The sequence below is a fragment of the Paenibacillus sp. FSL L8-0435 genome (assembly GCF_037965655.1).
Lineage (GTDB): Bacteria > Bacillota > Bacilli > Paenibacillales > Paenibacillaceae > Paenibacillus.
The window spans coordinates 161,247-188,046 of record NZ_CP150185.1 but is presented as its reverse complement, the minus strand read 5'-3'; the positions used below and the strand labels follow the sequence as shown (position 1 = coordinate 188,046).

The 26,800-nt window shown below is 45.4% G+C and carries 21 protein-coding genes and 1 tRNA gene; 2 read left to right on the top strand and 20 right to left on the bottom strand.

Annotation, left to right across the window (positions count from 1 at the left end):
• Positions 1-96: 96 nt before the first annotated feature.
• Together gap and NST33_RS00920 are read right to left on the bottom strand one after the other, a co-directional pair.
• On the bottom strand, positions 97-1,104 hold the full coding sequence (gene gap, locus NST33_RS00925) for a type I glyceraldehyde-3-phosphate dehydrogenase (RefSeq protein WP_017691243.1): 1,008 nt from the start codon (positions 1,102-1,104) through the stop codon (positions 97-99).
• Positions 1,105-1,211: 107 nt separating this feature from the next.
• On the bottom strand, positions 1,212-2,237 hold the full coding sequence (locus NST33_RS00920) for a sugar-binding domain-containing protein (protein WP_221822444.1): 1,026 nt from the start codon (positions 2,235-2,237) through the stop codon (positions 1,212-1,214).
• Between the two features lie 426 nt (positions 2,238-2,663).
• Here NST33_RS00920 and NST33_RS00915 point away from each other — a divergent pair.
• Positions 2,664-2,738, top strand: a tRNA-Arg gene (locus tag NST33_RS00915).
• Between the two features lie 176 nt (positions 2,739-2,914).
• On the top strand, positions 2,915-3,511 hold the full coding sequence (gene clpP, locus NST33_RS00910; RefSeq protein WP_017691245.1) for an ATP-dependent Clp endopeptidase proteolytic subunit ClpP: 597 nt from the start codon (positions 2,915-2,917) through the stop codon (positions 3,509-3,511).
• A 174-nt stretch (positions 3,512-3,685) separates the two neighbouring features.
• Here clpP and NST33_RS00905 read toward each other — a convergent pair whose 3' ends face one another.
• From NST33_RS00905 to hisJ, 18 genes are all read right to left on the bottom strand, one after another.
• Complete coding sequence (locus tag NST33_RS00905; protein WP_221822452.1) at positions 3,686-4,783, bottom strand: DUF4163 domain-containing protein; 1,098 nt, start codon at positions 4,781-4,783, stop codon at positions 3,686-3,688.
• A 387-nt stretch (positions 4,784-5,170) separates the two neighbouring features.
• Complete coding sequence (locus NST33_RS00900) at positions 5,171-5,923, bottom strand: SIMPL domain-containing protein (protein ID WP_074092967.1); 753 nt, start codon at positions 5,921-5,923, stop codon at positions 5,171-5,173.
• A 156-nt stretch (positions 5,924-6,079) separates the two neighbouring features.
• Positions 6,080-6,349 carry an HPr family phosphocarrier protein gene (locus tag NST33_RS00895; RefSeq protein WP_017691248.1) on the bottom strand — a complete coding sequence of 90 codons (270 nt, stop codon included), beginning with the start codon at positions 6,347-6,349 and terminating at the stop codon, positions 6,080-6,082.
• Positions 6,350-6,603: 254 nt separating this feature from the next.
• Positions 6,604-7,542 carry a DNA-binding protein WhiA gene (gene whiA, locus NST33_RS00890; RefSeq protein WP_091038642.1) on the bottom strand — a complete coding sequence of 313 codons (939 nt, stop codon included), beginning with the start codon at positions 7,540-7,542 and terminating at the stop codon, positions 6,604-6,606.
• Positions 7,543-7,548: 6 nt separating this feature from the next.
• Complete coding sequence (locus tag NST33_RS00885; RefSeq protein WP_017691250.1) at positions 7,549-8,535, bottom strand: YvcK family protein; 987 nt, start codon at positions 8,533-8,535, stop codon at positions 7,549-7,551.
• 13 nt (positions 8,536-8,548) lie between these two features.
• A complete protein-coding gene (gene rapZ, locus NST33_RS00880) occupies positions 8,549-9,448 on the bottom strand; it encodes an RNase adapter RapZ (RefSeq protein WP_017691251.1) in 900 nt (299 codons plus the stop codon).
• Positions 9,449-9,499: 51 nt separating this feature from the next.
• On the bottom strand, positions 9,500-10,450 hold the full coding sequence (locus tag NST33_RS00875) for an ROK family glucokinase (RefSeq protein WP_062837749.1): 951 nt from the start codon (positions 10,448-10,450) through the stop codon (positions 9,500-9,502).
• 444 nt (positions 10,451-10,894) lie between these two features.
• On the bottom strand, positions 10,895-11,926 hold the full coding sequence (locus tag NST33_RS00870; protein WP_036616412.1) for an AI-2E family transporter: 1,032 nt from the start codon (positions 11,924-11,926) through the stop codon (positions 10,895-10,897).
• Between the two features lie 161 nt (positions 11,927-12,087).
• Positions 12,088-13,047 (bottom strand): thioredoxin-disulfide reductase, encoded by a 960-nt coding sequence (gene trxB, locus NST33_RS00865; RefSeq protein WP_091012024.1) that lies wholly within the window; start codon positions 13,045-13,047, stop codon positions 12,088-12,090.
• Between the two features lie 173 nt (positions 13,048-13,220).
• Positions 13,221-14,954, bottom strand: coding sequence for a tetratricopeptide repeat protein (locus tag NST33_RS00860; RefSeq protein WP_221822454.1), 1,734 nt, complete (start codon positions 14,952-14,954; stop codon positions 13,221-13,223).
• A gap of 258 nt (positions 14,955-15,212) precedes the next feature.
• Complete coding sequence (locus NST33_RS00855) at positions 15,213-16,964, bottom strand: hypothetical protein (protein ID WP_339306422.1); 1,752 nt, start codon at positions 16,962-16,964, stop codon at positions 15,213-15,215.
• A 264-nt stretch (positions 16,965-17,228) separates the two neighbouring features.
• A complete protein-coding gene (locus NST33_RS00850; protein ID WP_221822458.1) occupies positions 17,229-18,179 on the bottom strand; it encodes a TIM barrel protein in 951 nt (316 codons plus the stop codon).
• Positions 18,180-18,237: 58 nt separating this feature from the next.
• A complete protein-coding gene (locus NST33_RS00845; RefSeq protein WP_076216878.1) occupies positions 18,238-19,110 on the bottom strand; it encodes a carbohydrate ABC transporter permease in 873 nt (290 codons plus the stop codon).
• A 70-nt stretch (positions 19,111-19,180) separates the two neighbouring features.
• Positions 19,181-20,080 carry an ABC transporter permease subunit gene (locus NST33_RS00840; RefSeq protein WP_221822461.1) on the bottom strand — a complete coding sequence of 300 codons (900 nt, stop codon included), beginning with the start codon at positions 20,078-20,080 and terminating at the stop codon, positions 19,181-19,183.
• 123 nt (positions 20,081-20,203) lie between these two features.
• The gene (locus NST33_RS00835) at positions 20,204-21,793 is read right to left on the bottom strand and encodes an extracellular solute-binding protein (protein ID WP_221822465.1); all 1,590 of its coding nucleotides are present in this window, start codon (positions 21,791-21,793) and stop codon (positions 20,204-20,206) included.
• Between the two features lie 447 nt (positions 21,794-22,240).
• Entirely contained in the window at positions 22,241-24,442 is a 2,202-nt protein-coding gene (locus NST33_RS00830; RefSeq protein WP_313771477.1) for a helix-turn-helix domain-containing protein, read from the bottom strand.
• A gap of 315 nt (positions 24,443-24,757) precedes the next feature.
• Positions 24,758-25,705, bottom strand: a complete 948-nt coding sequence (locus NST33_RS00825) for a ribose-phosphate pyrophosphokinase (RefSeq protein WP_036616184.1) — start codon at positions 25,703-25,705, stop codon at positions 24,758-24,760.
• A 264-nt stretch (positions 25,706-25,969) separates the two neighbouring features.
• The gene (gene hisJ, locus NST33_RS00820) at positions 25,970-26,794 is read right to left on the bottom strand and encodes a histidinol-phosphatase HisJ (protein WP_074092958.1); all 825 of its coding nucleotides are present in this window, start codon (positions 26,792-26,794) and stop codon (positions 25,970-25,972) included.
• Positions 26,795-26,800: the final 6 nt, after the last annotated feature.

The following is a 26,800-nucleotide window of genomic DNA, read 5'->3' as shown; positions in this document are numbered from 1 at the left end:
CGTCAATCCTGGTGTTTTTGAGAAATTTGCAAAATGTAGATATATAAAGAGCGGAAACAATATAGCATCTGTTTCCGCTCTATGTTATTGCAGATATTACTTGATCATTTTTGCAAAGTGCTCCAAAGTGCGAACCAATTGTGCAGTGTAGGACATTTCATTGTCATACCAAGCTACAGTTTTAACCAATTGTTGGTCGCCAACAGTCAGAACTTTAGTTTGAGTTGCATCAAACAGGGAACCGAAAGTGATTCCTTGGATATCGGAAGATACGATTTCGTCTTCTGTGTATCCGAAAGTTTCTGGATCGGAAGCTTCTTGCATAGCTGCGTTAACTTCTTCAGCAGTTACTTTTTTGTTCAGAACAGTTACGAGTTCAGTCAGGGAACCAGTAGCTACTGGTACACGTTGAGCTGCACCATCAAGGATGCCTTGCAGTTCTGGGATTACCAGACCGATTGCTTTAGCAGCACCAGTTGTGTTAGGGATGATGTTTTCAGCTGCTGCACGAGCACGACGGAAGTCACCTTTAGGGTGTGGAGCATCCAATGTGTTTTGATCGCCAGTGTAAGCGTGAATTGTAGTCATCAAACCTTGAACGATTCCGAATTTGTCTTGCAATGTTTTTGCCATAGGTGCCAGGCAGTTTGTTGTGCAAGATGCGCCGGAGATTACAGTTTCAGTACCGTCGAGGATTTCATGGTTTACGTTGTAAACGATGGTTTTCATGTCGCCAGTAGCTGGTGCGGAGATAACAACTTTCTTAGCTCCACCTTTCAAGTGTTTCTCAGCTGCTTCTTTAGTTGTGAAGAAACCAGTACATTCCAGAACGATATCTACGCCCAGGTCGCCCCAAGGAAGTTCTTCCGGGTTACGGTTAGCCAATACTTTAACTTCTTTGCCGTTCACTTTGAAGAAGCCATCGTGTACTTCAACATCGCCATCGAAGCGACCTTGAGTTGTATCATATTTGAGCAAATGAGCGAGCATTTTAGCGTCAGTCAAGTCGTTGATTGCTACTACCTCGATGCCTGCTACATTTTGAATACGGCGGAATGCCAAGCGTCCAATACGTCCAAAACCGTTAATACCTACTTTAATCATGAGTAAGTTCCTCCCAAGTTTTGATTAATTTTTTTATGAAACTTATATATTCAAGACAGACGGTGAAGTCCGTCAAGACAACAATAGTTGTGATGCAAAGTAAAACCTTATTCCATTTCAGCAACGATGACTTCGGCAGCAGCCTCATCAATAATCAGAATATCTTCCTGTCCAAATCGCAACACGGAATGTATAGCAGCAGCTTTGCTTTTGCCACCTGCAATTCCAATCACAACATCGGTTCGTTCAATATCCTGAAGTCGCATACCCAGTGTAAGCATGGTATGTACCACCTTACCCTGATCATTAAAGTAATAACCGAAAGATTCAGATACGGCTCCTTGCTCCTGAAGTTCATCTATAATCTCCGTCGCAAGTTTACGTCTTGTAGCCATCTCCACGGCATCACCAATTCCATGAATAACAATCCGCGATTTCCGAATCAGCTGCAGAATCTCCTGAACACTGGGGTCCTGGATTAATGATTCATAGGCATGATCACTAAGCAAATCCGGTACATGCAGGAGTTTGTATTGCGCTCCAACCCGTTTTGCCATTGTGGATGCAATCGTATTCGCCTGAATTTCAAGGCTTTCTCCAAGTCCACCGCGTGCCGGTACGAACCAGACACCTTTGAGCGATGTTGGCGGAGTCAGTTGCTCTGCGACTTCAGCCGTTGTTGATCCGCCAGTAACGGCGACAACGTCGTTGTCACTCATGATATTGCCGAGAGCCTTCGCTCCGGCTCTGCCCAGTTCCCTTTTGGCAAATGGAGAAACGTCCGAATCACCAGGAACCACAACTACCTTTTGCAGACCGTAGGCTTGCTTGATGCGCTCTTCCAGCTCGGATAATCCGAACAACTCTTTGGCTACGGGCTCTAACTGCTGCAGCAAATCATACCCTGCCTCGCTGATCTTCATTCCTGCACTGTCAATTTCAATAAGTCCCTGAGCCTTTAACAGATCGGTCTCAGCCCTCAGAACCCGCTCGGTCATCTGCATGGAATTAGCTAACGTTCTCCGTCCGATCACATCCGATAACATGATCTGTTGCAGAATCGTATACCTCTTTTTCAAGATATCCATGAGATCAGGCAGAAGCTGCTTTTGTACTTCTAAAATCGTTCGCATGCTTTCCACTCCCGCAAGTTCTCGTTCTAAGCTCTCTTTCGTGGCCCTAAAACGTCCCGGGTTAACTTTTTAAGTCCCACGTCTATTCTACCTAAAACTGACGTGACATGCAAGTGTTTCAACGTGTTATTTCGACACGCATTCAGCGTTTGTACGCGCCTATTTTCACAATCCTAGACTTCCATGATCAAGGACTAGCTCACGCATACCATATATAGAAGAAACAAATGAATTCAATCTACATATCGCTCAGAATCACATTTCATACGGCATGTCCAAAACCTCTAATAGCATTTACTTAAATGCACTCTTTATCCACTCTTCTTCATCATGATCATTTTTAGGTTAATCCAAACCAATACCACAACGAACTGCTTGCAATTAAATATTTCATGAGCTATAATCATTATTGCTGTCACATAATGTGCGCCCGTGGTCCAATGGATATGACGTAGGCCTCCGAAGCCTGAGATCCAAGTTCGATTCTTGGCGGGCGCGCCATTTTTATTTAACAGCTCATAACCCATTTAACCAATGAAACCGGAAAGGTTTCTTTTTTTTGCAAGTTAGTTTGACTTTCTTTGACTTTTTGTTTGGAATTGTTTATTATGTGGGTAATACGGTAACAGTTTAAGTATAAACACCAATAACATTTACATTCCGAGGAGGTTTTTCACGTGAGTTTTATTCCAATGGTCGTTGAACAGAGCAACCGGGGTGAGCGCGCCTACGACATCTACTCCAGATTGCTGAAGGATCGTATTATTTTCCTTGGTAGCGATGTTAATGACGTAGTGGCTAATGCCATTATGGCACAGATGTTGTTCCTGGCTGCGGAAGATCCGGAGAAAGACATTCACTTATACATCAACAGCCCAGGCGGATCGATTACAGCCGGTATGGCGATTTACGATACAATGCAATTCATCAAACCGGATGTATCTACCATCTGTGTAGGTATGGCGGCTTCCATGGGTGCATTCTTGTTGAATGCCGGTGCAAAAGGTAAACGTTTTGCATTACCAAACAGTGAAATTATGATTCACCAACCACTTGGTGGTGCACAAGGTCAGGCTTCTGACATCGAAATCCGTGCTCGTCGCATTTTGAAAATGCGTGATACGTTGAACCGCATCATCTCTGAGCGTTCAGGTCAACCGCTGGAGCGGATTGAGAAAGATACAGATCGTGACTACTTCATGAGTGCTGCTGAAGCCGCCGATTACGGTATCATTGATAAAGTTATCGAAAACGTAGGATCACAAGGCATCTAAGTGTGACGTAGACCACGGTCTATGCGTTAACATCATCAACACCCGCGTAATCAGCAACACTTCGTGTGTTGTCTATACGAGAAGAAGCCCTCATCATGATCATGATGAGGGCTTCTTTTTTTCATTTTATAAGGAATAAGGAAGATAACTTAAGAGTGCATAATAATGATTTCTTTATTTGGTTTTAGATACATTACTGAAAGGTTCTGTGCCTTTAGGGAGAAGCTCTTTATACGTAAATGGCATTTCAGGGAATCCCTCTGCGTACGCCGTATATTCATACAACTGGAAGAACACGACTACACCCGTTGGTGTCACATAGAAATCTTGATCTTTATTCAATCCTTTGTAACCGTCGAGGTATCCACCGCGGGCTTTCAGTTGTTCACCCACTTTTTTACTCAACGTCTCGCGCATGGTTTTATTATTTTGCAGCACATCATCTAACGTAAGCTCCTTGCCTGTGTCCAGTGCAAAGGTGTGGCCCGTACGGTATGTCATACCATGAGCGCCAGCATAATCCTCGTATCGTTGTGTAATGAGTCCCAGCACGCCTTTTTCGTTGTACGTTACTACATAGGAGCTCTCAAATGCATATGGACGGTTGGCTGTTGCACCGCCGAATTCAGATGTCTGTTTCTTGAAGTCAGTTACATAAGCATCCACTTCATCTTTCAGCACTTTGTTAATCGCCGCTTCAGCTTCTTTGCTGGCAAGTCCACTCACCTGCGGATATTGAACATCTACTTCGGCATTTTTCACAGTGACATTAACTGTTGCCGCTTTAATTTTTACGTTATTTTGTTTCACCTTGCTGAGTGTCAACGTTTTGGTTTTGCCATCCCAGTTCCCCTGTACACCCAGATAATCTCTCATTGCTGAGAATGGAATATACAATCTGCCGTTGATCAGCTTTGCGTCCACTTGAGGATAATAGTTGTTAATTCGAACACTCGGTTCGCCATCCGATAGGCTGATCGTCATCGTGTTATTGGCTGCTGTCAAAGCGTACTCTTTGGTTTTGGCATCATATTTCAGCGTTCCACCTGCCACATCTTTAACTGCCGTAAGAGATACCCAAGTTGAGCCACCTTGAAGAAGTCCTTTTTGAGTCAGTGTTTTCCCACCCGATTTCAGAGTTACCTCAGCTGGGGTTGTCACTTTAGAGGATACCGATGCTGCCTGAACCGAGCTGTCCTGCCACACCGAACCGCTACCTACAATAATTCCTGCCGCAAGCAATGCACTTGTCCATTTTTTCCATGATGTCATATATAAAACTCCTCTCTGAATTCACAATTAGGGATCATTGCGTATGTAATCCTGACCTGATCGCATATCTCATACGCTCACCTCTCTATTATAATTAACCCGATTTCGGAAAGGTTTACAGCTCGAGTTACAATGTTGATGAATATCAGGCGGAAAATATATGGGGATATGACCTTTTTGTCACGAACAACTATACAAAAAAGATACCAATATACAGCATTTCATGTTGCTTCAAAAAGGTACCCTCCTATCTAACTTCATCAAAGTTTGCCTTTCCAACAAAAAAAGACTCTGTCCACAGGACAAAGTCTTTGTCATTATTCCGTTGTACCCTTCAAATAACACTTGAAAAGGTTACTTGAGCTTACAATCCTAGTTGCCTCTTGTTTATTTCATTTCATACGTGATATTCAGGATTGTGCTTACTTTAACCTGGCCTGTTTCAATCTCAGTGCCACCTGCTGTATCTTGTGCTTTGGACATTAATGCCTCACTTGCATAGAACACAGGCACATTGGCATCACCTTGGCTTACGGAAAGAACAGCACCCAGTTGACGTTTAACTGCTTTTGCAATGGCGCCAGCTTTCACATCTGCATTGGCAACAGCCTTCTCAATCACTTGGGACTCATAACTTTCCGGGTTTTCTACAGTAAAGCGCACATTTTCAATATTGTTGGCACCCGCACCCGAAGCAGCATCGAGCAACTCGCCGATCTTGTCCATCTCACGATATGTGACAGTCAGCGTATGATGCGCTGTATATCCTTTAATTTGTTGTCCGTCTTTTTCGCTATACGTATAGTTGGGTTGTACAGAGAACTGACTCGTTTGAATGTCGTCTGCACTGATCTTCCACGTATTCTTCAGCAAGTTGGATACCTTTTGAACTTTGGCAGCATTCGCTTTTTGAGCAGATGCAGCTGTCTCTGCAGTACTGTTCACACCAATGGACAGATACGCGATATCAGGCTTCACTTGAATCTCACCTTTACCCACAACATTAATCACATTCTGTTGTACTCCCTGAACCTCTGCAGCGTAAGCATAGTTACCTGGTGCAACCCATGCCGTTCCTCCAACAAGCAACGTACTTGCCACCAGCACCGCACCAAACGGTTTCATCCATTGTTTACCCATTACGATAGCCTCCTTATGTGTTAACATCTCAAACTTTAAACGATTTGATACCTTAACAGACGGGACAAATTCCATAATGTTGCACTTGACGATAGCATAAACGTGAAAAACGCAAAAAAGCCCCTTTCGGGACTTCTTCATTGGATTGATCATATCTTATTGGTTTTCGAGCTCTTCCTTGCTTACCAGACTAACTAAAGCGTTTACAGCCTGTTCGGCATCCGCGCCTTCTGCACTAATCTGGATTTCCGTACCTGTGCTAATCGCAAGGCTCATGATCCCCATGATACTTTTTGCATTAACTTTTTTGTCGTCCTTCTCGACGAACACTTCAGACGAGTACTTATTCGCTTCTTGAACGAACAGTGCCGCAGGTCTGGCATGGAGACCCGTTTTCAAACGGACAACTACCGGGTGCTTTGTCATGGAAACTTACCCCCTATTATGAAATCTGGACATTAAATACACAATTATATTTATACAACATTATACCATTAACCCGTGCAGGACACTAGAAGAAAAAACTCAGGGTGCTTTGATGGACATTATCTTGCCCTATTTCATCTTTTGCACAGCGCATCCAATATCCTAAATAAGTCCTCTAGACCCTTAACGGTTGACTTTCCCGACCTTTCTGTTCAGCAGAAACAGCCGACCTTGTTACTTTACCCTACTCCGTCTTAACCATAACGTTCTGTGCGTACTTTCTCAGCCAGCTCATCAATTTTACGAAGCCGATGGTTCACTCCTGACTTGCTAACTGTACCTTTAAGGAGTTCGCCCACTTCCTTCAAATTGATATCTGGATGAGCCAGTCGAACCTCCGCCACTTCGCGAAGCTTCTCAGGCAGCGACTCCAGACCAACTTCCTTTTGCAATAACCGAATATTATCGATTTGTCTTACCGCCGCTCCAATGGTTTTGTTCAGGTTGGCGGTCTCACAATTGACAATTCGGTTAACGGAGTTACGCATGTCTCGCATAATTCGTACATCTTCAAACTTGAACAAGGCCTGATGAGCACCAATGATGCTGAGCAGCTCAATGATTTTCTCGCCTTCCTTAATGTATAGGATGAATCCTTTTTTCCGTTCTATACACCGGGCATTCAGATGAAATTCATTGGCCAGGTCAACGAGTGCCTGACAGTGCTCTTCATACATGGACGCAATCTCCAGATGGTACGAGGAGCCTTCCGGATTATTAACCGATCCACCGGCCAGAAATGCACCGCGAAGATAGGCCCGTTTACAACAGTTCTGCTGAAACAACTCCGTATTAATTCCTGGCGTAAACAGAAAACCTTCCGATACAATATGAAGACTGTTGAGAATCTCCTGTACCATGGTTGGAATACGAACAATATATACATTGTTCTTTTTCAGCCGCATTTTTTTGCGGACCAGTAATTCCGTATGCACTTGAAAATGCTTTTTAAGCAGAGAGTATGCCCGTCTTGCAATGGCGGCATTCTCCGTCGAAATATCCAAGATCACTTTTTTATTCGATAACTGCACTGCACCAAGCATACGGATGAGGGCTGAAAGTTCCGCCTTTTCGCAGCACGGTTCGCTCTCGATCATGGTTAACTCTTTTTTGGTCTGTGCTGCAAACGACATGGGACTTCACCTCTTCCGTAACATCCAATTTTGTACCAGTTGGTAGATGTGATGACTCAACTTGTCGGCATCATGACGCAGATAGGTTTTGAACAGAACAAGGGTATCTGCAACCACCTGATAGCCGGCACTTTCGAGTACATTCATATCCAGTACAACCGGTTTTGCTCCTTTTTCCGCATACTTATTCTGCACTTGCAGCGGAATATCACCATTATTTACGATAACATAGTCGAAGAGCTGATGACCTATATGCTCGTGTACCGCCTTAAGGTGGTCACTTACCGTATAGTTATCTGTTTCTCCCGGCTGTGTCATAACATTACAGATAAACATCTTCACCGCATCAGCCTCTACCACAGCCTCAGCCAGCTTAGGTACGAGCAGATTGGGAAGGATGCTTGTATAGAGGCTGCCCGGCCCGATTAGAATGGCGTCAGCTTGACGAATGGCCTCTACTGCCTCTGGCAACGGCTCCACGTGATCCGGTTCAAGGAAAACACGTTTGATGCGTCCACCCGCCTCAGGGATTTTGGACTCACCTGTAATAATTGTCCCATCTTCCATCTCCGCATGCAACACAACGGCCTGACCGGCTGCTGGCAACACCTCACCTCGAACGGCAAACACGCGGCTAAGCTCCCGCACTGCGGTCACAAAGTCGCCCGAAATATCCGTCATTGCAGCCAAAATCAAATTCCCCAAGCTGTGGCCTGCAAGCCCCGCGCCTGTGTTGAAACGATACTTTAACATATCTGAAAGCAATGGTTCTACATCAGCCAGTGCCGTAAGCACGTTGCGAATGTCGCCCGGAGGCGGCATCTGTAGCTCATTGCGCAGGATGCCTGAACTTCCACCGTCATCTGCAACTGTGACGATGGCCGTGATATCCAGCGGCTTTTCTTTCAAACCGCGCAACATCACGGATAATCCGGTTCCGCCGCCCATTACAACTATTCTCGGACGTTCTCTTCGTGGTCCGGCCTCTTTCATCCCTTCACCCTCTTCAATGACGGTCCCGGTCAGCGTCGCGATGGCTCACGGTGACAGCTTCTGTCTCGCTGCTTCCCAACATCTTGCCCAAATATTCCGATATTGCTACCGAACGATGCTTGCCTCCGGTACAGCCGATTCCAATAATAACCTGGCTTTTGCCTTCCTTCCGGTATTGCGGAATCAGGAAATGCAGCATATCCAGCAGTTTCGTCAGAAAGGCCTGTGTCTCTGGCCATTTCATGACATATTCATAGACATCACTATTCTGCCCCGTATTCGGACGCAAATGATCAATATAATGCGGATTCGGTAAAAAACGTACATCAAACACGAGATCAGCATCAATCGGAATGCCATATTTGAATCCAAACGACGTAATATTCACCGACAGCATTTGGCTTTCCAGATGAGAAAAGCGGGATATGATGCGTTCTTTCAGTTGAGCAGGCTTCATTGTGCTTGTATTCAGTACCTGAGTCGCAGAGTTTTTGAGTTCCTCCAACATCTTGCGTTCCAGTCGGATGCCGTCCAGCGGCATGCCCTCAGGAGCCAGTGGATGTCTGCGCCTACTTTCTTTGTAACGCTGAACAAGTACAGAATCTGTAGCATCCAGGAATAAAATCTCGCAATGAATGGTAAAATGATCTTTAATATAGTTCAAAGACTCGGACAGAGCCGTAAAGAATTCACGCCCGCGCAGATCGATAACCAATGCAACCTTACCAATCTTGCCGTTTGACTGTTCAATTAGTTCCGCAAATTTCGGAATCAATACCGGCGGCAGATTATCCACACAGAAGAAACCCAGATCCTCCAGGCTTTGTACTGCAATGGTTTTACCTGCTCCGGACATACCCGTAATGATAATGAGCGTGGCGCCTGTGCCTGGTGAGCCTTCACCTTCAAGCATAAATGTCCCCTCCTTATCATATTGCTGTCTTCATATATTGTTACGAGGTCACTAGGAACGCAAGAGAAGACCTGCCGCACCTACAATACCTGCATTATTACCAAGTGTAGCTTCCAGAATCTGAACCCCTTCTTGGAGTGGTTCCGGTGTCAACTTAGCAAATACGGTACGGATTTCATCGAACAAGAAATTACCTGCTTTGGATACGCCACCACCAATGATGAACATCTCCGGGTTAATGACAGCCGCTACAGTAGCCATGGACTTGCCCAGGTAGAAGGCCGCACGATTCACAATGCGCTGTGCCACTTCATCGCCTGCCTTGGCAGCATCAAATACTTCTTTGGCTGCAATCTTGTCGACGAGAGCCAGTGACGTATGATCACCACGTTCTACTGCATCCTTTGCCATACGGATAATACCCGTTGCAGACGATACTGTTTCTACACATCCCATTTTACCACAACCGCACTTGATGGCCTCCAGATCAGGTACAACACTGATATGACCCAGTTCTCCCGCCATACCGGAGAAACCCTGATAGATGTTGCCATTCAAGATCAAGCCTCCGCCAACACCCGTACCGAGTGTATAACATACGCAGTTGTCTACGCCTTTGCCAGCACCTGCCCATACTTCACCCAGTGCAGCCACGTTTGCATCGTTATCTATTTTGATTGGCTTGCCCAGACGTTCTTCCAGAATCGAACGAATGGCCACATTCCGAAATCCGATGTTAGGGGCATGAACGATAATTCCCTCGCGTACATTCGTGAAACCGGCCACTCCAGCACCTACACCCTCAAGCTGTTCCCAGCTGTACGGTGATTCGGCTACGATATGTCGGACATACTTCTCGATGTTGGCGATGACCGTGTCTACGCCCTTATCCACTTCAGTCGGTCCTTCATACGTATGCATTAGCTGACCTTGTTCATCGCATATACCGACCTTGATTGCTGTTCCGCCGAGATCGACCCCAACGTAGATTTTCTCAGACATGCTGCAAGCCACCTTTATCTATCTAAAATAGTTTAAGTCCTACGTACCAACTATAATTGAAGGATACGCCTGGGTCAAGACGATAAGAGCTTGTATACATCATGCTTCACCAGGGTTGTGAACCACATCACATAGCATTTTTGAATACGTATACATCCTCATTACCTTCATTTATAAACGCACGCTTTATTCCTTCCTCCATAACAGAGGAAGCCTCAACTCATGATATTGCATCTTCACTCGTTCCATTCATAAAAGATCAACATCGTCCCCTCATAGTGGTGACTCGTCTTATGCACCCGCCACCTGTCATTCTCATGCAGAAAGTTATCTAATGACGGTATTGCCAACAAAAAAGTGCCTTCTACATATAGAAGGCACCCTTACTTTTATGAAAATTCTGAAGTTGTAGAATTGGGGTTAAACTCAGTTGATTTTTCTGCGTTATAACTTCGTTTCCACACGTACCGGCTCTTCTGTCTTCTCCATCTTGTTCACATCCAGAATATCGAGCAGGAAGACAAAGATCGGAATACCAATGATCAGTCCCCAGATCCCCAGGAAGTGTTGCGACAGAATTAGTACGATAAAGGTGTAGAACATTGGCAATTTGGTCTTGTGTGCCATCAGTTTTGGATTCAGGAAGTACGTCTCCAAAGCATGAATAACAATAATCATGATAATTACAATAATGCTTAATTTCAGTCCACCCATCTGATACCCGATCAGACAGAGCGGTACAAGTGAGATGATAACTCCCGCAACGGGAACCAGACTGAGCATGAACACCAGAATAGTCAGAGCGAACAGATACGGGAAGCCCAGAATCCATAAGCCAAGTATCGTCAGCACCGTATTAAACACCGCAATAAGAAGCTGTGCCTCAATGACTTTACCAAAAGAAGACACGAATTTGTCTCCCAGATAAGCCACTTCATTGTAGAACCATCCAATTTTACTTGTTTTGAACTTGGACGTGAACTTGGATATCTCCTGCTTCTGCAACAAGAAGAACAGACTCAGAATGATGACGAGCAGAATAAACTCCAGCCATTTGCTCAAAGCGAAAATATATTTCAATGCATCATTGGTGTAATTTTTAATATCGAAGGATTGAAGATAACCCGCAATTTTGGATGCAAAATTATCACCGTCTGCACTATCCAGAAATTTCATAATCTCGTTGGTCAACTGAACGACCTGATCCACGATCCGTGGTGAATATCTGGATATGCCAAGCACAATGACTGCGATCACGATCATATAGAGCAGAATGACCACAACTTTATAATTGATCGGAAACAATCGATTCAGACCACCTGTAATGAAATGCTGTAACCTGTTCATGACATATGTCACCAGGAACAACAGCAGAATCATGTGCAGCATACTCCCCATACTGAACAAAATTAAACAGAACAAGAGCAAGATCAAAAACCGTCTCACTGTCGCATTCTGTAACCAATCTTTTATCATTTCCCCCAAAATCTTCACCTCACAGCTAATATGCCCTATATGTATACGAACTCATGCCCACTGTAGTTTCAAAAAAAGAGAAGCCTTCCGGCTTCTCTCATTCATGAGACTTCCCGTTGTCTCTTATTCCTAACATATGCCTAACCTCAAGCATGTAATGCTTATTTATCCAACGTTTCGCTCCAATCATGAACAATGCTTCCTTCAAGGAACTTCTCACAATCCATCGCGGCCATACATCCTGATCCTGCAGCTGTAATAGCTTGACGATACTTCGTATCTTGAACATCACCACAGGCGAATACACCCGGAATATTGGTCTCCGTTGTTCCCGGTTTAACGACAACATAGCCATGTTCGTCCAGAGTGATCGCATTCCCAAGGAATCCTGTATTCGGTGTGTGACCAATGGCAACGAATACACCATCTGCTTCGAGCAACTCTTCCTGCCCCGTTTCGTTGTTGCGCACCTTCAGTCCTTTGACACCCAAAGCTTCTGGTACGACCTCGAGTGGAGTACGGTTCAGCGCCCACTTCACCTTTTCATTGCTGCGAGCCCGATCCTGCATAATCTTGGATGCACGCAATTCATCCCGGCGGTGAACCAATGTCACGTCTGTTGCAAAACGAGTCAGGAAACTCGCCTCCTCCATCGCGGAGTCTCCGCCGCCCACGACCACGATTTTTTTGCCTCGGAAGAAGAAGCCGTCACATGTCGCGCATGTACTTACACCACGTCCCACATTTTCCTGCTCACCCGGAATACCGAGATAACGAGCGGAAGCACCTGTGGAGATAATGATCGATTCAGCTTCCAGTTCACCAATTCCTCCAACTTTTACCTTGAAGGGTGGTTTGCTGAAATCAACCTCTTCTACCCAACCGTTTTTGAATTCTGCTCCAAAACGTTCAGCTTGCTTACGCATGTTGTCCATCAGTTCCGGACCCATGATACCTTGCGGGAAACCGGGGAAATTCTCAACTTCCGTTGTCGTCGTCAATTGACCACCCGGCTGAAGACCTTCGATAACCAGTGGTTTCAGATTAGCACGAGCCAGATATATCGCTGCTGTCAGACCCGCAGGTCCCGTTCCGATCACAATCGTTCTGTATTTAGACATATAGATACAGCCTCCTTAATTAAGGTGAGAATGTGTTGTACTAGCGATGAACTTGCCAAGATGATATCCTACAGGCGTTTACGAGGCCCATTCGTTAAGTTTACCCGTTTTCCCGGTTGTTGTATCCTTCACCTGATGATGTCTTTCTGAAAACGAGTTAAAGCGAACTTTTTCTATACAAGTGGTGGCTTGCTGTTACAAACCGAATGAATCTGTTTAGCATACTTGCTAACCGTTGATGCCGATATCCCATACCGCTCAGCAATGCTTTGATAGGTAACGGGCCGTCTGTGATTCTTCGCTGCCAAATATTCCAGTCCTGCAGCCCAACCCTCAATCTGCTTCGTACCTGGAACCTCCGGATGTACCCGGGATACATAATCCGTCCAGAGCCGTTCCATCTCTTGCTGCAACTCAGCCTTGGCTTCAGACATCTGTAACGCACGATCAACAACAGCCTGCCAATGGGAGGTTGATCCATTGTCCGATTGCTCTGAAGTGGATTGAACCTTCCCAATAGACTTCAAGGCTACAGGAGAAAAGGGACGAACCACCTGAGAATTCCGATCCTCTTGTTCAGCCGATTTCAATCCGTTCAGTACAGCTTGTGCTGCCTCAAGCAGATCCTGTTCTTCTCCTGGCTCTTCAATAAAGGATTGCAGAGCCTGTTGCACCTCATAGTCACCGATCATCCCAAGCGCATGAATTACCTGTAGCTTGGTTGCCCGATCACCATGACGCAATGCCCAGAAGAAAGATGAGCGAATCAGTGGATCATTTTTCATTTCTTCAGGTATGCCACTACCATAGTTCTCCCACTGTCTGAACTGCTCATCAAATGGCAGATGATAGTGATAACTCAGCTTCTCTGGCTCTTGCTCGCCTTGTCTTACAGCCTTAAGACCTGACAGATAATACCGGGATACTTCGGAACCCGGATCAAGCTTGGACACATGATGCCATAAACGCTCAGCAGCATCGTACCGTTCTGTATTATAAGCCGCCACGGCTGCATAGTGAGCAAGTGCCGGATCAGCAGCTGTCTCTTCGTCCTTGAGCAAACGCCGGAAGTGAACATAAGCCGTATCGTGTTGGCCCAGAATTCCCATTGTTGTCGCCAGTTTGTAGACTTGTTCGTGCTGAAATGGCACGATGACCCGCAATTTTTTGATCAGAAGCAGCACTTGATCAGCCCGGTTCTCATTTTGATGGAAAATGGCCAGATTACAGAGTGCATGCAGATTACCTGGTTCCTGTTCAAGCACTTCGGCAATGGTCTCTTTTGCTTTGGGAAACAGGCCCATATAATAGTAGGCGAGTGCCAGATTGTTACGGGCAGCCAAGTAATCAGGATAATCAGAAGACATGCCTTCGAGCAATTCAGCAGCCTGTGCAAATTTCCCTTCTTCCAGCAGTTCCCGTGCCTGATCGTGCTCCACTACACCTTTGCGTGATTTGATTCGATTCAGTTTGGTCGGACGATCCAGCTCATAGTACAGAAGCTCCATCATCTCTTCGGCTTCCGTCATGAACTGACCTTGGGTGTCCTCCTCCAGATAGGTAACAAGTGCTTGCTCGGCTTCCTCAAACCGATCCATATTTGCATAATTGTTCGCCATATAAAAATAGCATTCCGTCATTGACGGATCTACCACTTCCAGCACGTTAGCCAGAATGGCATTGGAGGCTTCGTAATCCCCCTTCTCCGATAATATACCCGCCATATTGCAATGATTTACCGGATTTTCCGGTTCGTATTCAACAGCTTTGCGAAAATATTTTAATGCCTTGTCGACATGATTTCGGTCCAGCGAGCGGACAGCTCTTTCAAAGAAGAAAGAAGCATCCAAGTGAATCGGTATAATATTGGCAAGGTGTCCCTCAGCCCGCACTAGCTTGCCCTTCATCTTCCAAGGCACCTCCTCTTTGCATTTCATTCATACTCTTCAGTATACCACATCTTAAGGCCCACTTCTCAATATGTAGTTTCATGTCGTTTATGAAAAAAATGCAAATAAAGACGACATTCCATCATACACGGATGAAATGCCATCTTTATTTTTTGTAAACAGATAATACTCAGGTAACTACATCAATTGAAACTGCATTAGATCAACTAAAACGATAGACTTTGTTAACATCCGAAGAATAGAGTATCAATCGCTTTAATTTTTCAACGCCATCGAAGGTGAAAGTGAAATATGAAGGGTCTTATAAAAAGGCGTCATGAAATTGACCAGCACAACCTTGCATTTGTCCGGCAGTTTTGCCTCACGTACCGTTGCCGCCAGATGACCCAGTTCGCCCCCGGTGATCTCCAGCCAGTCTTCTCCGCAGGTATAGCGTAATGTACCGCCTTTCCACAAATAATGACCCTCACTCGTTTCAATCGAGTCTTCACAGATCAGCTCACCTTCGCTTCCGAATACAAAGGATAACTGCATCATGATGTCCGCCGGTTCCTGTCCAGATAGATGCATGCTCCATCCGTTTTCAGTTGGCAGTAATTCTGCTCCTACACGGAAGGTCTGCTCATGAGTAAGCTGACGACTCTGATGAGGTAACAAGTACCATGGACTGATGGCTGATGCAGCCGATTCTGGCAGCAGGTTTGCAGGGATTGGGCCGTAGTAACCTTTTTTCTGCTCACCAGTTAGTCGATACCCTTCGGACAACCTCGTCATTTGCTGCATAGGTACATACCCTGGATTAAAGTAAGAAGCCAGTTGCACAGCCAGCAGGCGCACCTTGCCATGACGAAGTGCGAAGAAAGAAGGAACTTCTGTCATCACAGTCACACTAGTAGCGCCATCCCGAATTCGAGCTACCGGAGCACCAAAATCCGTATGCATCCGACTGTGAGAGATACGTCCGTGATGTCCTATTAAATCCATCTGCTCCAGATATTCTCCCCGGAGAAAATGTTCATTCAGCATGACCTCATACTGTTCCGGTAATGCATCAGGTGCCTCAATTGTCTGCTGAAGCTCAGGCTCAAGCATCAACCGAATGAGCGTATTCACTGAGCAAACTCCCGGATCTGTTAATGTATCTCCCGCCCAGGCTGCCATGCCAGCAAAGAGTGGATCACCGTCCAACCGCGCCAGAATGGCATACGGCAGATAGTAAGGTGACAGATCATGAACACTGCCCAGATCCTGTCGACCTGAATAGTCCGTAACAATCTCACCTGTAGGATGCACAAGGTACACCATCATGCGAAGATTGAGCCTCACCGGTTCAAGCAGTTCAGGACGATTGAGCAGACGCGCTGCATGAATTAACATGATGTCGCTAACAGCGCTGTATATCCCATTGCTCCGCTCCGTCCACTCTCCATCGGGTGTAATATCCATGCCTTCATCCATCCACTGCTCTGCGCGCTGCACAGCTTCCTCCAGATCAAATAGTTCATGCAGGAAACCAAGCGCCGCGCATAGCACCCAGCGATGATTTGGCGTATGACAGCCTCCCGTTAGCATGGTTGGGATTGTCCGTTCCAGAAACAGCCTCATATTGTCCAATACAGGTTGCAGCGGCTCCCATTCCTGTTGCAGAAGAAGCTGATACAACTGCGAATACCCTACAACGACAAATGCAGTATCCGGAGGGGAATGGTAATTGGTCCAGCCAGGTGATATTGAGCCGTCTTCATGCTGGAAGCGAAGTACATATTCCGTAGCTAACAGCAGTCGATTTAACAATGCCTCATCCCGGTAATAGACGGAGTCCGGATTGGAGATCGCAGCTCCCCAGTAACACATATCCGTGGGCGTTCCTGTCGTATGGTTGACCCAGGCAACACCTGTGAAGGGATCAATTGTCCCTCCATAGTAACGGCTTTCCGGATCAAGCATTTGCCGGGTTATGCCTCTTTCTACCGCTCTGTCATTACTGTCCACCAGTTGTTTGTACATGTGCAGTCCCTCCATACCAATGCATTCTCCCGATGTGCAAAGTATGTTGCTTCAGCTCTTCGATTCAGACCGGGAGCTGCTTCCCATACCGCCCGTAACGTGAGTTCATTTTTTCTCGTCTGTATTTATCATATTTTTACAAAAGTCGCTAGAATTCCGTTCTTGTTTCACCAAACTTCATGTGATTTTCATCACCGAGAAAACCGCCGTTCAACACACGTTTTTAACACGCAGAATGTTCCTAACTTCACGGCTCCTATTCTGCTACTCTGCCAATCCAAGCTTCTTCATAAGCAAGTCATGACTCTCGTGGATCTCTTCTGGCTTACAGGCAGACTTTAACTCGTATACCTTCACCTGTGCCCGGCGAATCATAGGCAGATAGGCATCATAGAAATTCATGTCCTTACTGTGTACATAAGGGCACCAGTGGTCAGAGAGACCCAGTGTCTCATGAATATGAACACCAACGATATCATCCATCAGGCCCTGCATTTCCCCTACACTGTCATAGAGGCCCAGTCGATCCATCATGATGGCATGACCGGTATCGTACCAGATACCAACTGGAGCCCCTTTAAGGGCCGTGATGATGGTCTTCGCTTCGGCCAGGGTAGGAATCTGTTGTGGTCTGGATCTTGTCTCGATTCCGAAACGAACATCCAGACCTTTGGCTGCAGCTCGATTACAGACCTCATCCAGGCTAACAATAATCTTTTGTACATAATCAGAGCTGAGTGCCTCCCGCCGTTCCATCAGTTCTGCCCATTTGCTTTGATACTTCGGGGAATCCGGACCTTCCTCGTGATAGAGCTTTCCAAGATCTTTGCTGATATCCTCAGGAAAAGGTACTTCCCCAGGGTGTACGACTACAGCTTTAGCACCATAACGATGGGCACATTCTGCCGACTCAACAAGTAACTCTATTGCGCGCTGACGTTTAACCTCATCCTTGAATCCAAGCAGGACTGAATCCGTACCATAATCGGGATCAGGGTCATGTGGAAACGTATTATGGACACTGGAGATACCGATGTCTCCGCGTTCAATCATGGGCTCAATCGTCGTGAGCATTTCCTTCGTTACGTTATAGTTGAGTTCGACCTGGCGAAAGCCAAGTTCGGCAATCTCCCGAATCATGGCTTCCCCGACATCATGTTTTCGGATATTCCAGCATGTGGAGAACGAATATATACCCTTATCTATGTGCTGCATCTGTTTTCCTTCTCCTTCCCTCTGGCGAAATGGCTATAACTCTTGCACCAGCCTTAACTCAACCTTTTACCGCGCCAAGCATCGCACCACTGACAAAATACTTTTGCAGCCACGGATAGACGAGTAGAATCGGTACAGTTGCGAATACCACTGTTGCTGCCTTGAGACTTTCCGGAGTCAGTGGTGTGCGGTTAGCACCTTCCATTAATGTAAGCTCACTCACCATATTGTTTTGAACCATTTGGAAGAGCTTCAGTTGTAGTGGATACAACTTTGGATCATTAATATACAAAAGTGAATCTTGGAATCCATTCCAGCGACCAACCGCATAGAATAGCGCTAATGTGGCAAGTACAGGCATGGATAATGGCAGTATGATTTTGAATAGCGTGTGTACATGCGAGCTGCCGTCAATTTCTGCTGATTCTTCCAGACTTTCAGGAATGCCTCTGAAAAATGAGATCAGGATAATGAGGTTAAATGGACTAACCAGTCCTGGCAAGATCAGTGCCCAGACTGAATTGAGCATGTTTAGATCACGAATGAGCAAATACTCGGGGATCATCCCGCCACTGAAAAACATCGTAATGATGATGACATACATAAAGAGCTTGCGCCCTTTTAATTTTTTCTTGGTTAGCGGGTATGCAGCAGCAAGTGTGAATAACATACACAACACTGTAGTAGCCACTGTCAACACAGACGTAAAGCCCAATGAGTAGAGCATAGATTGATCAGAGAATACTTGAATATACGCATCCCAGTTAAATTCTTTAGGAAAAATGGTCACTTCTCCCGAAGTAATAGCCCGGTTAGAACTTAGAGATATCGCAATGGTGTGTAAAAATGGAGCCAGACAGAATATAACAAACAAACTGATAAAGGAGATATTAACGATATCAAAAATCCGATTTGAGGTGCGTTCACTCATATGCGCACAGCTCCTTTACTGATGGTCTATACATACAAGCCGATTGGCGTATCTTTCATGCTTTGATAACTTATAAGATGCCTTCGCCGGTTGCCTTTTTTGAAATATAGTTAGAGCCAAGTACAAAGATTAGCCCTACAACAGCCTGGAATAGTCCTACGACAGTTGCAAGCGTGTATTGTCCTGATTCAAGGCCGACCCTGTATACAAAGGTACTAAGTACATCAGAATATTCACGTACCGCTGTGTTACCGATAATATAAGGTCGATCAAAGCCAATGCTGACCATATGTCCGAGATTAAGAATGAGCAAGGTCACGATGGTTGGTTTGATACTTGGCAGCGTTATGTGCCAGATTCTCTTCAGCCGCGATGCTCCATCGATCTCAGCTGCTTCAAACAATTCCTTGTTGACGCCGGTTAATGCGGCCAGATATAGAATGGTTCCCCACCCTGCACTTTGCCAGACACCTGTGAATAGGTACGTCACAAGCCATGGATTTTTCTCTGTCAAAAATGGTATCGAATTAAAGCCCATACTCTCCAGTACACCGTTAACCATACCGGATTGATTACCGAACAATTGGTATACAATTCCCCCGATGATAACCCAGGAGATAAAGTGAGGAATGTACAGAATCGTTTGCGATATTTTTTTGAACCATTTGAATCGAACTTCATAGAGCATGATGGCCAATAAAATTGGAGCAGGGAACGAAACAAGCAGGTCGAGGAAATTTAGCATAAAGGTGTTTCGCAATGTGGTGTAGAAGTCCCTCATTCCAAATACTTCACGGAAAGCATCGAAACCGATCCACTCACTCCCGTTGATGCCCTGAAACAAGTTGAAATCCTTAAAAGCGATCTGAACCCCGTACATTGGGCCGTAACGAAAGATCAAGAAGTAGATCAGAGGCAGTGAGATGAGCGCATATAATTGCCAATACCTTTTCAAGTATGTGATGGTCAAGTCGGTTTCCTCCTATCAACAGAGAAACGGCTGTGCCGCCATACTGGCGGCACACGTTCCTTCCAAAGTTATGCGGTAAATTACATATTGATTTAGTAATCACAAGATGAATCTGTTTAACGCTTACTGAAGTGCTGCTTCAAGTTCTTTCTTCAGTTCTGTTCCACCGAGTGACATGAAATCATTCATTTCTTTTTCATATACAGCTTCGAAGTCTGCCGGTTTAGCCATCGCAGTTTTCACAATAAGCACTTTCAACTTATCATTTAGCGCTGTACCATATTTAGATTCTGATTCAATTGGTTTGCTGAAGATAACCGGGCCAATCGTATCCGTATTAGCGATATCAATGGACTGTCTCATCAGCTCTTGGTTACGCTCTGGGAAGCCTGCAATCCATGCGGCTTCATTGGCTGCCTGATCTCCAACAACTTTACCGTTGGCAATAATGGCCATGTCACCACCGTTGTAGATACGATCTTTGACATCCTGTGGTGCATCATCTTTAACAACTGGAACACCATCAACCATATCGTAATTTTCACCTTCGACACCGGTGTTCATCTCCAGCAAGTTCGTTCCAGAAGCCATCCAGTCTAGGTATTTCACTGCTTCAACCGAACGTTTGCTGCTTTTCGGAATCATGATGTACATACCATTGCTGCCATAACGTGATTTGATGTGTTTGTTGTCCACATTCGAATTGGTGTAAGCGTCAACTGCTACAACTTTGCTATCCGGTACATTCTTTTGCAAATTATCAAGCATACCATCTGCATACAGAATCTGACCTACGTCCTCAGACATGTAGCCAATATTACCGTTCTGGAAGTCTTTGACCAATTGCGTTTTTTCTTCATCCAGACTGAAGTCTTTGCTGATCAGACCTTCATTGTAAAGTTTGTTAAGGAACTGCATCGCATCTTTGAAGCCATCATGCAATGGTAGTTCGTAACGCTGACTGTACGTAAGCCCATCTTGTACGGGTTTGATAAAGGAGTAAATCAATGTTTCGTACTGCGCTGGGGCAAGTGCCATACCCATTGGGATGTTTTTGCTGCCCAGATTGCCCGGATCTTTCTCTTTGAATGCTTTCAGCGTTTCGTACAGCTCATCCGTTGTCGTTGGAGCCTTCATGCCGACTTTGTCTAGCCAATCCTGACGAATATAAGAATTGTAGCGGGAAGTAATGGCACGTTTACCCGGAATAGCGAATTGCTGACCTTCAAGCTGACCGAATCTCAACAGGTCTTCGCCGAGATATTCTTTTAAGTTAGGTGCATGTTCATTAAGCAGTTCACCTACTTCAGTTAGACCACCTTGCTGAGCATAACGGTAGAACACACTGGAGTCGTATACAAACACAATATCTGGAACGTCGCTTGGGCTGGCCATTAACACGTTGAGCTTGGTTGTTTCTTCTGAACGTTGAACAGGTACGAATTGCACATCAATGTTATTCGGATCGCCGAATTTCTCTTGAACAAATTTAGTTAAATAGTTGTTCGTGATCGTATGTGGAGAAGGACTGTTACCACGATCGAAAACCTCCACTTTCAAAGTAACACGCTCACCATTAGTTGTTGCCCCGCCTTCTGCTGATTCTTTTTCTGATGCAGACGAGCACCCTGCAAGTAAGGACACTCCCATTACCATCGTAAGTGCCAGACCCATCCATTTCTTCTTACTCCCCTTGGTTGCTTTTCCAATCATTTTGTCATCCCCTTTTACTTTGCGTGAATGTTAAGGCTTGCTCCGAGTATTCCACATCTTTCCGAACTCTAGCAATAAACCAATTTCGGAAGCGCTTACAAACGGAATTTAGTTTATGCATTAAGCCCATTTTCTCAGACTGATTATTTTCCCGAAGCTGTGCCGCTCTAGGCTGTAATTGCTCTCAACGCCTCACGACCTGGAAATGCCTGTCCCAAGTCGGATAAACCATTTTCACACACTGCCTATATTCGTAAACGGGAAAAAAACAGGAATATTAGCTTGCTATCCTGCGAAAACAGTTGCATCCGATCTCGGGCAGCAGAGAACTGTTCAACGAAAACAGGGCGAACCTCTGCAAACCTCTCTCCTAAGTGGAAAGTGACTGCATGAAATTCACCCTGTGTTATCCTGATGTACAATTCTCAGAATATGTTCACTTTTGCGTTACTCTTCGGGTTCTCGATGTTCACGTTTCAAACGACGATAATCTCCTGGTGTAATACCCGTTACCCGCTTAAATACACGTCCCAACGTAATTCCATTTGCATACCCAACCTTCAGGGCAATATCCTGCAAAGAGTAATCGGTATTGAGCAGAAGCTGCTCCGTCTCCTTCATGCGCAGCTCTGTAACAAAATCAACAAACTTCATGTTGAATTCTGTCTTGAACAAATAACTCGCATGTTTGCCCGTAATCTGGAATCGATCGCTCAGATGTTTCAATGAAAGATCAGGATTTGCAAACTGTTCTTCGATATAATTTTTCATTTCATTAACCATGGCTTTGTAACTCTTGGTTTCCGTTACCGCTACATACGTTCTGAACAAGTCCGTCAGACCATCAAACAAAAGACTTTTCACATCGGTAAGCGTCACTGCCTCTTCCACAGCACTCAACCATCTGTTGATGTTTTCTTCGGACAGCTCTTCCTGGAGTCCTTCCGACATCATGGCCACTTCTCGGCTAAGCATCTGTAACATGGCCTGAATCAGAGAACGAATCTCATCATCCGGCAGTTTGTTCTGTTCAAATGCCGTAAAGATCTCCTCCAACTGTTCCCGCCACTGTCCACTCGACATCCGGAATCGCTTAACAAAGTCCGCAATCATCTGCAGATAGGTATAGGTATCCAGCAAAGGATGCTGTGTTTCACCGCAGTCGGCTTGGCCGACATCTCCATTCATCAACAGTTTACGCTGCATTACCGCTTCTGCAGCTGCATAGGAATCTCGTATTGTACCGATTCCCTGAGCGATAGGTCCAATGCCAAAGCTTAAGGAAATGCGTAGATTTTGTTCTACCCAAGATTTGCATTCCTCAGCTACAACAAGAATCTGCCCAGACATATCCATGTTGTTATCATTCTGTTCTTTGAACACAAAAAGGATTGCAATTCGATCTACACTAATCCATTCCGTCCAGCATTGGACTCCCGTATTACGTGACAGCTCTTGCAAAACGTTCATCAAGGCAAACTTCAGCGTATTTTGTTCGCCTCTCGTGTATCTCTCCTGAAATCCCTTCTCATAACGGTTAATCTCTCCAACAACAACGACAAAACGCGACGAGTCACGCACTTCATTCAGTGGTGAGAGCTCTTTTAATTGCTCTGCTGCATTTTCCATGTGTTCACCATGCAACAGGGCATTGAACAACTTGCTGCGCTGCATGAGTACATTTTCCCTGCTTTTTTTGTCATAATCCATCATATGATTAATCAGATTCTCAAGCACACCGTCAATCATCTTCATCTCATCCGTGCGAGCACCTGAGTGTTCAAACGCCCGAATCTGATGAGACTCAATACGGTTCATGATGATCTGAATGGGTTTATAGTTACGGCGAGTAATGTACACGATATATACAATTGCACAGATAACAGTCACAATAGCAATGATTACCCATACATAAGATATAACAGATACCCAGCCAAATAAGTTGCCGGCCTTAATTCCACTGGATATTGTCCAGCCCAGTCTTTCTAGCGATAGCCTATTCAGTTCCTGACCGTCTATCGAGCCCTCTTGGTCCGAGTGTGCATTATACACAACCTTACCGTCCCGATCCGTAATCGTCAGGAATGAGAGCTGACCATTAACCATACTATCTACACTCTGTTCAATGCTGCTCATCTTGATATTAATGACCAATGTGCCCTGCGAGCCAAAAGGCAAAGGCATGTCCTTGTTCACGGTTAATACGCGAATAGGAGTACGTTGGACAGAATCCGCATCAAATTCCCGAACCGGCTGCCAGCCCGAACCTATAGACCCGTTAACCATTTGATCAATCCATGCGTTATCCGAGTAACTTTCTGCTTCTTTGGAACCACTTACAGTCAGAACATGTTCATTTCGCTTGTCATATAGATAGATGGACTGAATCCATGAGGACGAATTGGATAGCTCACGTAAATTCTGCGCAATTGCATACACCGTGTCCGAGCTAGTTAGGTTTGTGTTATTAAAATAGAGTTTGTATGCCTGCTGACTCTGTACCGTCTCCAGAATGGATAGTTCAATATCCCTGATTGTGCGATCCACTGTGTCGATCATATAACTGGAGGAGATCCGGTCTGCTTTTTTTGTTTCTTCTTTAGAGATGTCATTGATGAATACAAACGCGATGAAAATGAGTATGGTCACCGTAAGAAAAAAAATTGGGAAATACGAAAACAATAACCGGTAGTACCAATTACGAGACAATAGACCCCACTCCTCACTCCACGATGCCAATGTTCTCAGCCGTGGTTCTACTGTTCAGCATCCATCTCGCCTTAGAGGCTGAATACTATATGATAACGCTATCATAACTGATTTTATGTTATTATAGCACAAGCCTCTGAGCAGCAAAGCAAGAATTGAATTCAAAGAGCCAAAACAAAAAAAACCGTGCTGAGCAGACAACAACTCAGACACGGGACAGTTCATCTGGCAGCACACCGTTATATCCTCGATGCTCTAAATGCCAGAATCTTTAAACAATGTGGCCATAGAGCCACCATCCACAATAATGCGTACGGCGCGGGCCAGCATTGGTGCAACAGGTAACACTTTGAAGCATTCGGGGTGGTCATCTGGCAGTGCGATCGAGTCCGTAACGACCACCTCTTCAATTGACGGGTGATTCAATTTACTCACTGCCCCATCGGAGAACAATCCGTGTGTTGCACATACATATACATTTTTGGAGCCACGTTCCTTCAACCCTTCCACAACATTCAGAATGGTTGTTCCGGTGTCGATCAGATCCTCAATAATAATAGGTGTCCGCCCTTCTACATCACCAATGACATGGGTAATCACCGATTCATTATGGCTTGGACGTTTCTTGATCATAATGGCAAATGGAGAATCCAGACGGTTCGCCAGCTTCTCTGCCATCGATGCTCGTCCCGCATCAGGGGAGACTACAACAGGGTTCTCAATTCCTTTGCTTAACAAATAATCACTAATTAGATCCAGTGATGTCATATGGTCAACCGGAATGTTGAAGAATCCCTGAATGGCCGCTGCGTGCAAATCGATTGTTACTACTCGATTGGCGCCAGCTGTCGTTAATACATCTGCTACCATCTTGGCCGAGATTGGTTCCCGTGGAGCGGATTTACGCTCTTGACGAGCATAACCATAATAAGGAACAATGATGTTCACAGTGCGTGCGGAAGCCCTCTTTGCGGCATCAATCATCACAAGCAACTCGACAAACAGCTCATTGATCGGATGAGACAACGACTGTACCAGAAACACATCACAATTACGGATCGTTTCTTCATAATGAACGTATATTTCTCCGCTCTTGAACCTGGACAGCTTGATCTTGCCCAGTTGTACACCCAGCTTGTCACATACCTGTTCTGCCAGCTTAGGGTTCGATGAACCGGAAAAAATACGTAACGAATGCTGCATAATGCCCTCCCGAGGGTTGAAATCCCTATATAATCCCTTATCTAAAAGCGATTGTTCAAAAAGACCGGATTTCAGTACCGAGAAGATGGGATAAAGCTAGAAATGGAGTAGCGGAGCGTAGGCAAAACTACGTGAGCAACGGACATTTCGGCTGAATTCCAGCTTCGATGCTGAAGATGCCATTAGGCATCCTTCGTAATCAAAGGCGGACTTTTTGAACTACCTCTAAAAGGTTATTTCCTACCCTCATTATACTCTAATGGCTTATACATTTAAAGGAATGAACGAGCGATGACGGCCTTCGAAAACAGCGACTTCCGTACAGCCCAACTCATGTAAAAGTGCTTCAGCTTCAGGCAAATAATCGCCCAGCTTCATTGGGTCATGTGCATCAGAGCCCATGGTTAATGGAATACCCAAGCGAATGGCTTCCGTCAGCATTCTGCGACTAGGGAACATCTCGGCACAAGGCTTCGATAACCCGGAGGCATTCAGCTCCATGGCGCAGCCACTTTTGGCAATAGCCTGCAGCGCTGCGTTCTCCAGTGAGATACGTTCTTCTGTCTGCTCTGTTGAAGGAACAAAACCAAACCGTTTAATGACATCCGTATGACCCATAATATCGTACATGCCCGTGGCGGCTGCTTTGCTTACGGCATCGTAGTACTGACGATATACCTCAAGGATGTCTTTGCCCTCCCAGTGATGGGTCTGGCGGAAATCCGTAATGTCCCATTCCCCGAGGAAATGAACAGAGCCAATCACATAATCCCATGGATAACGCTCAATGATTGCACGGATCTCTGTTTCCCAGCCTTCAATATAGTCACCTTCCAGACCAACACGTACGTCAATCTGCCCGCGGTAACGTTCTTTCAGGGAGAAACACTCCTCCACGTAACGCGGCAGTTCATCCATAGGCATCGCCATTTCCGGATAATATTGAGCCGGATCGACATGCAACAATGGCATGTGATCGGACAATCCAATCTGGGAGAGTCCGATCTCCACACCACGCTGCACGTACTCTTCCAGTTTGCCAACGGCATGTCCACACCGCTCATGGTGTGTATGATAGTCTATACGCACGAAACT

Bases quoted from the DNA above. Each gene is read 5' to 3' on its own strand.
- gap (WP_017691243.1), bottom strand. From the start codon at position 1,104: ATGATTAAAGTAGGTATTAACGGTTTTGGACGTATTGGACGCTTGGCA.
- NST33_RS00920 (WP_221822444.1), bottom strand. From the start codon at position 2,237: ATGCGAACGATTTTAGAAGTACAAAAGCAGCTTCTGCCTGATCTCATG.
- NST33_RS00905 (WP_221822452.1), bottom strand. From the start codon at position 4,783: ATGACATCATGGAAAAAATGGACAAGTGCATTGCTTGCGGCAGGAATT.
- NST33_RS00900 (WP_074092967.1), bottom strand. From the start codon at position 5,923: ATGGGTAAACAATGGATGAAACCGTTTGGTGCGGTGCTGGTGGCAAGT.
- NST33_RS00895 (WP_017691248.1), bottom strand. From the start codon at position 6,349: ATGACAAAGCACCCGGTAGTTGTCCGTTTGAAAACGGGTCTCCATGCC.
- whiA (WP_091038642.1), bottom strand. From the start codon at position 7,542: ATGTCGTTTGCAGCACAGACCAAAAAAGAGTTAACCATGATCGAGAGC.
- NST33_RS00885 (WP_017691250.1), bottom strand. From the start codon at position 8,535: ATGAAAGAGGCCGGACCACGAAGAGAACGTCCGAGAATAGTTGTAATG.
- rapZ (WP_017691251.1), bottom strand. From the start codon at position 9,448: ATGCTTGAAGGTGAAGGCTCACCAGGCACAGGCGCCACGCTCATTATC.
- NST33_RS00875 (WP_062837749.1), bottom strand. From the start codon at position 10,450: ATGTCTGAGAAAATCTACGTTGGGGTCGATCTCGGCGGAACAGCAATC.
- NST33_RS00870 (WP_036616412.1), bottom strand. From the start codon at position 11,926: ATGATAAAAGATTGGTTACAGAATGCGACAGTGAGACGGTTTTTGATC.
- trxB (WP_091012024.1), bottom strand. From the start codon at position 13,047: ATGTCTAAATACAGAACGATTGTGATCGGAACGGGACCTGCGGGTCTG.
- NST33_RS00860 (WP_221822454.1), bottom strand. From the start codon at position 14,954: ATGAAGGGCAAGCTAGTGCGGGCTGAGGGACACCTTGCCAATATTATA.
- NST33_RS00855 (WP_339306422.1), bottom strand. From the start codon at position 16,964: ATGTACAAACAACTGGTGGACAGTAATGACAGAGCGGTAGAAAGAGGC.
- NST33_RS00850 (WP_221822458.1), bottom strand. From the start codon at position 18,179: ATGCAGCACATAGATAAGGGTATATATTCGTTCTCCACATGCTGGAAT.
- NST33_RS00845 (WP_076216878.1), bottom strand. From the start codon at position 19,110: ATGAGTGAACGCACCTCAAATCGGATTTTTGATATCGTTAATATCTCC.
- NST33_RS00835 (WP_221822465.1), bottom strand. From the start codon at position 21,793: ATGATTGGAAAAGCAACCAAGGGGAGTAAGAAGAAATGGATGGGTCTG.
- NST33_RS00825 (WP_036616184.1), bottom strand. From the start codon at position 25,705: ATGCAGCATTCGTTACGTATTTTTTCCGGTTCATCGAACCCTAAGCTG.